Below are 10340 nucleotides of genomic sequence, written 5' to 3'. Positions count from 1 at the left end.
TTATTTATTACCTCGGGCGGAGGGCGGGGGGGGGGGGGGGGCGGCGGCGGCGGCGGGCGCGGCCCCCCCCCCCCCTCGTTCTCTCGCCGGCCGGGCCCGCGGGCCCGGGACCGGTCGTCAGTCGGTGGCCGCCACCGCTTCCTCGACCGAGGTGTGAATGGGGAACACCTTGGTGAGGCCGGTGATACGGAAGATCTTGAGAATGCGCTCCTGGTTGCAGACCAGGCGCAGCGAGCCCTCATGGGCGCGCACCCGCTTCAGTCCGCCGACCAGCACGCCGAGCCCCGTGGAGTCGAGAAAGTCCACGCCCTCCATGTCGACGACGAGGTGGAAACTCCCGTCGTTCACGAGCTCGACCAGCTGCTCACGCAGCTTGGGCGCGGTGTATACGTCAATTTCGCCACCGACCTCGACGACCGTACGATCGCCGACGGTACGGGTCGACAGGGACAGGTCCACGGATCCTCCAGCACCTTGCTATCGAGCGGTTGTCCATCGGGACACCTCGGCTTGAAGCCCCCAGGACGGTACGCCAGCCGCGATGGCATTCAATCACTTACCGGCAGGCGTGCACGACGCCTTGGTCCCATTGTCCGTCACGCCAGTGACAGACTCGGTGCCGATGGCCAAGAATCACCGACCCGATCGACCCCCGTCGGAGCCCGGCTCCCGGCCGGAACCAGGCACGGTCCTGGACCGGCTCGCCGCGGGACCGAGCCGGGCTGCGCGCATCACTCATACGGAGCACTTGCCCCCGCGTGCGGGCCGTCATGCCGTCTGGCCGGACCGGATTCGGCCGGAGGTCGTCGCCGCCGTGCAGGCCGCGGGTATCGAACATCCGTGGGCCCACCAGGCACGTGTCGCCGAGCACGCCCTGGACGGCGACTCCGTGGTGGTCGCCACCGGCACCGCCTCCGGCAAGTCCCTGGCCTATCTGGTGCCGGTGCTGTCGACGCTCCTGGACGGCTCCGAGGCCGCCAACGGGCGCGGCGCCACCACCCTCTACCTGGCCCCGACCAAGGCACTCGCGGCCGACCAGTGCCGGTCGGTGAAGGAACTTTCACAACCGCTCGGCACGGCCGTCCGCGCCGCGGTGTACGACGGCGACACGCCGTTCGAGGAACGCGAGTGGATCCGCCAGTACGGCACCTACGTGCTGACCAACCCGGACATGCTGCACCGCGGCATCCTGCCGTCCCACCCGCGCTGGTCCTCCTTCCTGAAGTCGCTGAAGTACGTCGTCATCGACGAGTGCCACACCTACCGCGGCGTCTTCGGCTCCCACGTCGCGCAGGTGCTGCGCAGGCTGCGCCGACTGTGCGCCCGCTACGGCGCGTCGCCCGTGTTCCTGCTCGCCTCCGCCACGGCCGCCGAGCCGTCGGTGGCGGCCCGCCGGCTCACCGGGCTCCCGGTCGTCGAGGTCGCGGACGACGCCTCACCGCGCGGTGAACTGGTGTTCGCCCTCTGGGAGCCGCCGCTGACCGACCTGGAGGGCGAGAAGGGCGCTCCGGTGCGCCGCACCGCCACCGCCGAGGCCGCCGACCTGCTCACCGACCTCACGGTCCAGGGCATGCGGTCGATCACCTTCGTACGGTCCCGGCGCGGTGCCGAGCTGATCTCGGTGATCGCCCAGGAGCGCCTCGCCGAGGTCGACCGCTCCCTGACCCGGCGCGTCGCGGCGTACCGCGGCGGCTACCTCCCCGAGGAGCGCCGCGCCCTGGAGCGCGCCCTGCACTCCGGCGAACTCCTCGGGCTCGCGGCGACGAACGCCCTCGAACTCGGCCTCGACATCTCCGGCCTGGACGCCGTGGTGATCGCGGGGTACCCGGGCACGCGGGCGTCCCTGTGGCAGCAGGCGGGCCGGGCGGGTCGCGCGGGGCAGGGGGCCCTGGCGGTGCTGGTCGCCCGCGACGACCCGCTGGACACCTTCCTCGTCCACCACCCGGAGGCGCTGTTCGACCAGCCCGTCGAGTCGACCGTCCTCGATCCCGACAACCCCTACGTCCTCGCCCCCCATCTGTGCGCGGCGGCGGCCGAGCTGCCCCTGACGGAGGAGGACCTGAAGCTCTTCGGCCCCGCCTGCGAGGAGCTGCTGCCCCAGCTGGAGGCGGCCAAGCTGCTCCGCCGGCGGACCCGGGCCTGGCACTGGACACGCCGGGAGCGGGCCGCCGACCTGACGGACATCCGCGGGGAGGGCGGACGTCCGGTCCAGGTCGTCGAGGCCGGTACGGGGCGGCTGCTGGGCACGGTGGACGCCGGTGCCGCCCACACGAGCGTCCACGAGGGCGCCGTGCACCTCCACCAGGGGCGCACCTATCTCGTCCGCTCCCTCGACCTGGAGGACTCCGTCGCGCTGGTCGAACAGGCCACCCCCGCCTACTCGACGGTCGCCCGCGACACGACGGCGATCTCGGTCCTGGAGACCGACATCGAGGTCCCCTGGGGCGACGGGTGCCTGTGCTACGGCTCCGTCGAGGTCACCAACCAAGTGGTCTCCTTCCTGCGCCGGCGCCTCATCACCGGCGAGGTCCTGGGCGAGACGAAGCTCGACCTCCCTCCTCGGACGCTGCGCACGCGCGCGGTGTGGTGGACGGTCACCGAGGACCAGCTCGACGCCGCCCGGATCAACCCGGAGATCCTCGGCGGGGCCCTGCACGCCGCCGAGCACGCCTCCATCGGCATGCTGCCCCTGTTCGCGACCTGCGACCGCTGGGACATCGGCGGGGTGTCGATCCCCCTGCACCCGGACACGCTGCTCCCCACCGTCTTCGTGTACGACGGCCACCCCGGCGGCGCGGGCTTCGCCGAGCGCGCCTTCCACACGGCCCGCGAATGGCTCACGGCCACCCGGGAGGCCATCGCCTCCTGCGAGTGCGACGCCGGCTGCCCGTCCTGCATCCAGTCCCCCAAGTGCGGCAACGGCAACGATCCGTTGCACAAGCGGGGGGCGGTGCGGCTGCTCACGGTGCTACTGAGGGGGGCCGAGGCGGCGGCAGAGGCGGTGGAGACAGAGCAGCCTCGGGCGGAGCAGGCTGAAGCGGAACAGGCTCAGTAGGCAGAGGTTCGGCGGGCTGAGGTTCGGTGGGCTGAGGACCTGTGGACAGGGCCGGGCCCGCCCTCGCACGGACCTCCGCCGCGAACGGGCCCCGGCCCGACGCCGCCGACACGTCCGAGACCTGCCCGGTCAGCACGCAGCGCACCAACCGTGCGCCCTGGGCCCGCGCGACCCGGTCGGCCTCGGCACACGCCGCCGTGTCGCCCCGGGCCCAGTGGTCCGCCGCCGCGAGGGCCGCCAAGTCGGCGCCCCCGGCGGCGCGGTGCCGGGCCACCACCGCCTGTCCCAGGGCCAGCACGATGCCGAACACCAGGCACAGGACGGCGACGGCGCCCACACTCCAGACGGTGGCGGACCCCTGGTCGTGAGCGCCCCTCACGGCTTCGCCCCCACCATCGGCTCGGCCCCCACCGCTCGCTCCGCCGACGCCACGGCCTCCTCCCGTACCTCGAAGGGGAGGCCGTGCAACGCCGGTGGCTCGGCCACCACGACCACACGGACCAGGCCCGCCTCCCGGGCGACCGTGACCCGTGCCCCGCGCGGCGCCGCCTCCCGGGCGACCTTGACGACCGCGCCGTCCGGGTCCTGGCGTGCCGCCGCGCGTGCGCCCGTGCGGGCCGCGTCCACGCACTGGATCTGGGCGGCCACCACCAGCAGCCCCCACACCAGTGCCATCGCGAACACCACCAACACCGGCAGCACCACGGCCGTCTCGGCGGTCACGAACCCTCCGTCGGAGCGGCGGCCGCATCCCCGGCGGGCTCCCGGCATCGCCTCCGACCCGACCGTCCGCTCACATCCGCGCATCGAGCGCCCGCTTCACGATGCCCTGCAACTCGGCGCTGACCGTACCGCTCGTCACGACCTTGTAGAGGACCACGGCGAAGGCCACCGCCGCGACGATCCCCATCGCGTACTCCGACGTGACCATTCCCGCGTCCCGCCCCGCGCCCCGACGCCGCAGCGCCGTCCGTGCTCCACACACCAGGGCACACAGCCGTGCCCGTACCGCCTGATACATCTCAACCCCCGTGAGGTTCGATCCCGTTGTTCACTCGCTTGTCTTTCTCGGTCACTCGCTCTCCGGCTCCCCGCCGGTACGCCCCCGTTCCGTCAGCGACCACCTCCCCCGTCTCCCAGCACCCCGCCGGCGAGTCCGATGACCACCGGCAGTACGCCCACCGCGATGAAGGCGGGCAGGAAGCACAGCCCCACCGGCGCGGTGACCATGACGGCCGCCCGTCGGGCCCGGGCCGTCGTGGTGCGGGCCCAGTCGGCGCGGGCCTGGGCGGCGAGCCGGGCGGCCGGACCTGCTGCGGGCAGTCCCGACACGTCGGCCCGTTCCAGCAGCCGCGCCAGTGGACCGGCGCCCGGGATCTCGGCCAACCCGCGCCAGGCACCCTCCGGTTCACCGCCGAGTCGCACCTCCGCGGCGCCACGCCCCAGCGCCTCTCCCACGGGTCCGCCCAAGGCGTCGCCCACCGCCCGCGCGGCGGTCACCGGACTCGCACCCGCCGCGACGCAGGCAGCCAGCAGATCGGCCGCCAGGGGCAGTTGACGCGCGGCCTGTGCGGCGGTGGCCCCGGCCGCGGACGTACCGGCGGCCGGGCGTCGGGAGCGTCGCCGCCACAGCACCGCCGCGCCTGCCAGTCCCACCACGGCACCGGCCGCACCTCCGACCACGACCCAGCCGGCACACACCGTGCCCAGCAGCGGCAGCCACGCGCGGGCGACGGCCCGCACCTCCTCGGTGCGTCGTGGGGTCACGCGGGCCGGGACCGGCACCAGCAGCCCCGTGAGCCGCCTCTGTACCGTCCGCTCCCGCCGCGCGGCTCCGAGCACCCGCGCCGGCCAAACGGCCGCCGCCAGAGCCCCCACCACTACCCCCAGCCTGTGGACAACGTCATCGTTCACGACACCGCCTCCGCTCCGCGCACGATTCGCGTCACCCACCACACGCCCAGGCCCTCCAGCAGTCCGCCGGCCAGCAGGCATCCGATCCCGGCTCCGGTGTGCAACAGCACGTGCAGCGGATCGGAGCCGAGGGCGACGCCGAGCAGGAGACCGAGGACCGGCAGGCCCGCGAGCATCACCGCCGTGGCCCGGGCGCCCGCCAACTGGGCGCGCAGGTCGGAGCGCTGGTCCCGTTCGGCGCGCAGCGCGCCCTCCAGCCGGTCGAGTCCGGCGGCCAGCCCCGCCCCTTGATCGACGGCGACCCGCCAGCAGGCGGCGAGACCCCGCAGCCCCTCGGCGCCCGGCTGCCGCGCCGCCGTCGCGAGCGCCCCCGGAACGTCCCCGCCGAACCGGGCCGCCGCCAGCACGGCCGGCTGCGCGTCCCCCAGCCCACCGGAGTCACGCTCGGCGCACAACAGCGCCTCGCCGGGCTGCCGACCCGCCCGCACCTCCCCGGCGAGCGCCCCGCAGAGCGCGAGCACCGCGTCCTGCCGTCGCTCCCGGGCCCGCCTCGCATCGCCGGCCAGCCGCGTCCGCCGCAGTACCGGCACCCCGGCCGCTCCCGCGAGCAGCGGCAGCACTGAGGTGCCCAGCAGTGCCAGCACCAGCCCCGCGGCCGGGGACCACCACTCGAATCCCAGCCGGCCACGGACCCGCCACAGCCGCTCAGTCACCCGGCGCACCGGGGGCGGCCCGGTCCCGCCCGTCCCGCCTTCCGCCAGCACCGCCCGCGCGCGCCGTACGCCGGAGTGCCATCCGCCCGCCAGCCAGGCGGCGGCCCCCAGACACGCCAGGGCCACACCCGTCGACAGCTCACCCGTCCCGGTCACCGTCACCGCTCGCCTCCCGTCCGATGGGCTCGCCCTTCGAGTCCTTCGAGTCCTTCGAGTCCTCCGAGTCCTCCGAGTCCTTCGAGCCCTCCGAGTCCTTCGCCGCGCAGCAGCTCCCGCAGCCGCTCCCAACCGCGTTCGGCCACGAAGGCCGCCGTGCCCCACCGCAGGGCCGGTACCGTCCGCACCAGCCCCGACGGGTCCCGCTCCAGTACGTGCACCTCGGCGATCCGGCGCCTGCCGGTCCGGTCGCGGACCAGGTGCAGGACGACCGAGAGGGCCGCGGCGAGCTGGCTGTGCAGGGCCGCGCGGTCCAGGCCGGCCGCCGTGCCGAGCGCCTCCAGCCGGGCCGGCACGTCGGCGGCGGCGTTGGCGTGCACCGTCCCGCACCCGCCTTCGTGACCGGTGTTCAACGCCGCGAGCAGGTGGACCACTTCGGGTCCGCGCACCTCGCCCACGACCAGCCGGTCCGGGCGCATCCGCAGCGCCTGCCGGACCAGGTCCTCAAGGGTGACCAGGCCCGCGGCCTCCTGGTTGGCGGGTCTGGTCTCCAGGCGGACGACGTGCGGGTGGTCCGGCCGCAGTTCCGCCGAGTCCTCGGCCAGCACGATGCGCTCGTCCGGTCCGACGAGCCCGAGCAGGGCGCTCAGGAGCGTCGTCTTCCCACTGCCCGTACCTCCGCTGACGAGGAACGACAGCCGGGCCCGCACCAGGGCGCGCAGCACCCGGTCCCCGCCCGGCGGCACAGTGCCCGCCTCGGCCAGCTCGTCGAGCGTGAACGCGCGCGGTCGCACCACCCGCAGCGAGAGGCAGGTGCAGCCGACGGCGACCGGTGGCAGCACCGCGTGCAGCCGGGTGCCGTCGGGCAGCCGGGCGTCCACCCACGGCCGGGCGTCGTCGAGCCGTCGTCCGGCGACGGTGGCGAGGCGCTGTGCGAGCCGCCGTACCGCCCCGGCGTCCGGGAAGGAAACCGGCGTGAGCTCCAGACCACCGCCCCGGTCGACCCAGACCCGGTCCGGTGCGGACACCAGCACGTCGGTCACAGACGGGTCGGCGAGCAGCGGTTCCAGTGGCCCGCTGCCGACCAGTTCCGACCTGAGCTGGGCCGCGGTGCCGAGGATCTCGGCGTCTCCGAGCACCCGTCCCTGTTCCCGCAGGGCCTGCGCCACGCGCGCGGGTGTCGGCTCCGCCCCGCTTTCGGCCAGCCACCTCCGCACCCCGTCGAGCATCCCCGGAGCGGGAGCGGGAGCCGGGGCCGGAACCGTAGCCGGAACCCTCCGGAGCTCCGCGGCCGGACGCATGACACCCTCGGCGGCCGATCCCAAGGACCCACCGGCGGCCGATCCCAGAGACCCACCGGCGACCAAACCGGCCGAACCGACCGAACCGGCCCCACCCGAGGACGTCCGGGATGCCCAACCGGGGATCACCCCGGCAGTCCGCCCTCTTGGCGTCTCGGAACGGCGCCCGCGCCTCCCGGATCCCCCGGGTACCGCGCCCCTTGCCCCGCCCAACTCTCCCGCGAACACCGAACCCGCCGCGCTCACACCGCACCGCCCGTCTCCACCAGCGTCCGGTCCCAGAACTCACGGCAGAAGCGCGCCAGTGGTCCGCGGACGGACGTGCCCGGCGGGCGTCGGCTCTCCGTGGCGCGCAGGAGTCCCGACTCGACCGGCACCTCGCCGGCCAGGGGCAGTCCGAGCAGCCGGGCCACCTCGCGGTCGTCGAGTCCGGAGGCGTACGGCCCGCGTACCGCGACGCGGAGGTCGCGCAGGACCATGCCGACCGCGGTGGCCACCCGGCCGGCCGCCGCGACGGCCCGCAGCTCGGCGGGGACGACGAGGAGCCCGACGTCGAGCTGGGCGAGGACCTCGGCGACGCCGTCGTCGATCCGGCGCGGCAGGTCGACGACGACCGTGCCGCCCCTGCGCCGGGCCGCGGCGAGCACCGCGCGGACGGCCGGCGCCGGTACCGCGACGCAGTCGCCCCGGTCCCAGCTGAGCACCCGCAGCGAATGCAGCTCCGGCAGCGATTCCTCCAGGGCGCCGCCCCCGACGCGTCCGCGCGAGGCAGCGAACGCGGGCCACCTCAGCCCGTCGGCGGTCTCACCGCCGAGGAGGACGTCCAGACCGCCGCCCAGCGGATCGGCGTCCACCAGCAGGCTGCGCTGCCCCTCCCGCGCGGAGGTGACGGCGAGCGCGCAGGCCAGCGTCGACGCTCCCGCGCCGCCCCGGCCGCCGATGACGCCGACCGTGAGGGCCGGCCTGCCGACGCCCTCGGTGACGTCGGCGATGCGGTCGACCAGCCACTGCTCGCCGTCGGGCAGCACCAGCACGTGGTCGGCGCCGATCTCGACGGCCCGCTGCCAGACCCCGGAGTCGTCCTGGTCGCGGCCGACGAGGACCACGCCCCGCCTCCGCACGGCTCCGCGCACGCGCCGCGCGGCGTCGTCACCGACGATCACGAGCGGCGCGGCCTCCCAGCCCCCGAGCTGTCCGGACGCCCCGCCCCCAGTCCTCCCGGCGGACACCCCGCTCTGCCCAGACGCCCCCGACACCGCCGGCAGCGAGTGGTGCACCTCCGGTGTGGCGCCGGCAGCGGCGCACAGGCGCAGCAGATCGTCGAGAAGTTCGGTGTCCTCGGTGACGATCAGCGGCCCGCTCCGCCGGCCTCCCTCGGTGGGCGGCGGATCGTGCGTGATGTTTCCGGCCATGGTTCGCTTCCCCCTTCGATTCGCGGCCGTGTGAAGAACCGGAAAGCGGTCCCCGTATGAACGGCCGACATGACGCGTCCGGCAAAGAGATCCGGCCGTAGAAGTCGGCGCGGCCCGGACGCATGGGAATCAAGGTGCGGCGAACGCGGAAATAGTGTGGATCTTGGTCCAAAACTGTGGACAAGTTGACGGTTGTGAATATCGCCGTCACTCAAACCGGTGACCCCCGGCCGGCCACCCCGCACCCCGCACGGGACTTCCGCAGAGCAGCCCGTCAACTACGCTACGTAGTCAATCATGGGCATGCCAAGTTGACCTCACGCGCCACCACGACACGGAGACCCGAACAGGAAGAGAGCCAGAAAACCCACCCGGACATGCGACGACCCCCGCCGGGGGGGAGAGCGGGGGTCGTCTCCACGGCCGACTCGGGGGGGGAGGAGTCGGACCGGGTTAGCACGGTCGCGAACGATCCGTGACTTCCATGGTGTACCCGAGAGCCCTCTCAGGCAAACCCACACGCCCCACCTTACGCCGAATGGGCTGCACCTATGCTCGGGGTCGTGGAAAACCACTCCTTGCCCCACTCCATGCCCCGCACAGCGGCCTTCTTTGACCTGGACAAGACGGTCATCGCGAAGTCGAGCACGCTGACGTTCAGCAAGTCGTTCTACCAAGGCGGACTGATCAACCGCAGGGCTGTGTTGCGTACCGCATATGCCCAGTTCGTCTTCCTCGCCGGAGGGGCCGACCACGACCAGATGGAGCGGATGCGGGAGTACCTGTCCGCACTGTGCCGCGGCTGGAACGTCCAGTTGGTCAAGGAGCTCGTCGCCGAGACCCTGCACGACCTGATCGACCCGATCATCTACGACGAGGCCGCCTCCCTGATCGAGGAGCACCACACCGCCGGCCGCGACGTCGTGATCGTCTCCACGTCGGGCGCCGAGGTCGTCGAACCGATCGGCGAACTGCTGGGCGCGGACCGGGTGGTGGCGACCCGCATGATCGTGGGCGACGACGGCTGCTTCACCGGCGAGGTGGAGTACTACGCGTACGGACCCACGAAGGCGGCGGCGATCCGGGAGCTGGCCGGGTCGGAGAGTTACGACCTGTCCGGCTGCTACGCCTACAGCGACTCGGCGACCGACCTGCCGATGCTGGAGGCCGTCGGCCACCCCCACGCCGTGAACCCGGACCGGGCACTGCGCCGCGAGGCTCTCACGCGCGGGTGGCCGATTCTCGACTTCCACCGGCCGGTGCGGCTCAAGCAGCGGATCCGGGGGTTCTCCGTACCGCCCCGCCCGGCCCTCGTCGCCGCCGCCGCGGTCGGCGCGGCGGCGGCCACCGCGGGCCTCGTCTGGTACGCGAGCCGGCGGCGGTCCGCGGCAGCCTGACGGCGCGCCGGCCAGGAGGGCCCTTTCACCCGCGTATGAGCGCAAAAGTAAAGAAGTGCGGCGAGCACTTCCGCTTGCTCGGGGGCAGGAGTACAAAGGAATCAACGGCCCGCGAGACCAAGGACATCCGAAAGGATCACCTTAGATAACGCAATTGGCCCCACGGACCGAGCATGGCCACTGGGCACCCACGCGACGTCGACCCGTCGATTACGGGCCAGCCGCACCAGGTGACGGGCAAAGTACCCGGCCTGATGGGCAACACATCGAGGACGCTTGGTACCCCGGTGGACATGCCAGCGGGGGGGGGGGCTCTCCGGAGACCCCCCGCGGAATCGGCCCGCTTTTGAACGCGGCCCCCCCCCCCGCGCGGGGGCGCGCGCGCCCCCACC

Annotated in this window: 10 protein-coding genes; 2 read left to right on the top strand and 8 right to left on the bottom strand. The window is 73.8% G+C overall.

Annotation, left to right across the window (positions count from 1 at the left end; translation table 11 throughout):
* Positions 1–117 precede the first annotated feature (117 nt).
* Positions 118–459 carry an anti-sigma factor antagonist BldG gene (gene bldG / locus ACFWR9_RS02040; RefSeq protein WP_003975386.1) on the bottom strand — a complete coding sequence of 114 codons (342 nt, stop codon included), beginning with the start codon at positions 457–459 and terminating at the stop codon, positions 118–120.
* 82 nt (positions 460–541) lie between these two features.
* On the opposite strand from bldG, the gene ACFWR9_RS02035 reads away from it, so the two are divergent.
* Positions 542–3055, top strand: coding sequence for a DEAD/DEAH box helicase (locus tag ACFWR9_RS02035; RefSeq protein ID WP_383834043.1), 2514 nt, complete (start codon positions 542–544; stop codon positions 3053–3055).
* Here ACFWR9_RS02035 and ACFWR9_RS02030 read toward each other — a convergent pair.
* From ACFWR9_RS02030 to ssd, 7 genes are all read right to left on the bottom strand, one after another.
* On the bottom strand, positions 2961–3365 hold the full coding sequence (locus ACFWR9_RS02030; protein ID WP_383834531.1) for an Rv3654c family TadE-like protein: 405 nt from the start codon (positions 3363–3365) through the stop codon (positions 2961–2963). The genes ACFWR9_RS02035 and ACFWR9_RS02030 overlap by 95 nt on opposite strands.
* Positions 3366–3430: 65 nt before the next feature.
* On the bottom strand, positions 3431–3826 hold the full coding sequence (locus ACFWR9_RS02025) for a TadE family type IV pilus minor pilin (protein WP_383834040.1): 396 nt from the start codon (positions 3824–3826) through the stop codon (positions 3431–3433).
* A gap of 22 nt (positions 3827–3848) precedes the next feature.
* Positions 3849–4076, bottom strand: coding sequence for a DUF4244 domain-containing protein (locus ACFWR9_RS02020; RefSeq protein WP_383834037.1), 228 nt, complete (start codon positions 4074–4076; stop codon positions 3849–3851).
* Positions 4077–4168: 92 nt separating this feature from the next.
* The gene (locus ACFWR9_RS02015) at positions 4169–4969 is read right to left on the bottom strand and encodes a type II secretion system F family protein (protein WP_383834034.1); all 801 of its coding nucleotides are present in this window, start codon (positions 4967–4969) and stop codon (positions 4169–4171) included.
* Entirely contained in the window at positions 4966–5838 is an 873-nt protein-coding gene (locus ACFWR9_RS02010) for a type II secretion system F family protein (RefSeq protein WP_383834528.1), read from the bottom strand. The genes ACFWR9_RS02015 and ACFWR9_RS02010 overlap by 4 nt, the downstream gene beginning before the upstream one ends.
* A gap of 2 nt (positions 5839–5840) precedes the next feature.
* Positions 5841–7067: a TadA family conjugal transfer-associated ATPase gene (locus ACFWR9_RS02005; RefSeq protein WP_383834031.1), complete on the bottom strand. Its 1227-nt coding sequence runs from the start codon at positions 7065–7067 to the stop codon at positions 5841–5843.
* Positions 7068–7381: 314 nt separating this feature from the next.
* Complete coding sequence (ssd, locus tag ACFWR9_RS02000) at positions 7382–8551, bottom strand: septum site-determining protein Ssd (RefSeq protein WP_383834027.1); 1170 nt, start codon at positions 8549–8551, stop codon at positions 7382–7384.
* 551 nt (positions 8552–9102) lie between these two features.
* On the opposite strand from ssd, the gene ACFWR9_RS01995 reads away from it, so the two are divergent.
* Positions 9103–9948 carry an HAD family hydrolase gene (locus ACFWR9_RS01995; RefSeq protein ID WP_383834024.1) on the top strand — a complete coding sequence of 282 codons (846 nt, stop codon included), beginning with the start codon at positions 9103–9105 and terminating at the stop codon, positions 9946–9948.
* Positions 9949–10340: the final 392 nt, after the last annotated feature.

The sequence above is a fragment of the Streptomyces sp. NPDC058534 genome, assembly GCF_042717365.1.
In the GTDB taxonomy this organism is placed as follows: Bacteria; Actinomycetota; Actinomycetes; order Streptomycetales; family Streptomycetaceae; genus Streptomyces.
This window is presented reverse-complemented; position numbering and strand designations above follow the sequence as displayed.

Bases quoted from the DNA above. Each gene is read 5' to 3' on its own strand.
- ACFWR9_RS02035 (WP_383834043.1), top strand. From the start codon at position 542: ATGGCATTCAATCACTTACCGGCAGGCGTGCACGACGCCTTGGTCCCA.
- ACFWR9_RS02025 (WP_383834040.1), bottom strand. From the start codon at position 3,826: ATGCCGGGAGCCCGCCGGGGATGCGGCCGCCGCTCCGACGGAGGGTTC.
- ACFWR9_RS02020 (WP_383834037.1), bottom strand. From the start codon at position 4,076: ATGTATCAGGCGGTACGGGCACGGCTGTGTGCCCTGGTGTGTGGAGCA.
- ACFWR9_RS02005 (WP_383834031.1), bottom strand. From the start codon at position 7,067: ATGCTCGACGGGGTGCGGAGGTGGCTGGCCGAAAGCGGGGCGGAGCCG.
- ssd (WP_383834027.1), bottom strand. From the start codon at position 8,551: ATGGCCGGAAACATCACGCACGATCCGCCGCCCACCGAGGGAGGCCGG.
- ACFWR9_RS01995 (WP_383834024.1), top strand. From the start codon at position 9,103: ATGCTCGGGGTCGTGGAAAACCACTCCTTGCCCCACTCCATGCCCCGC.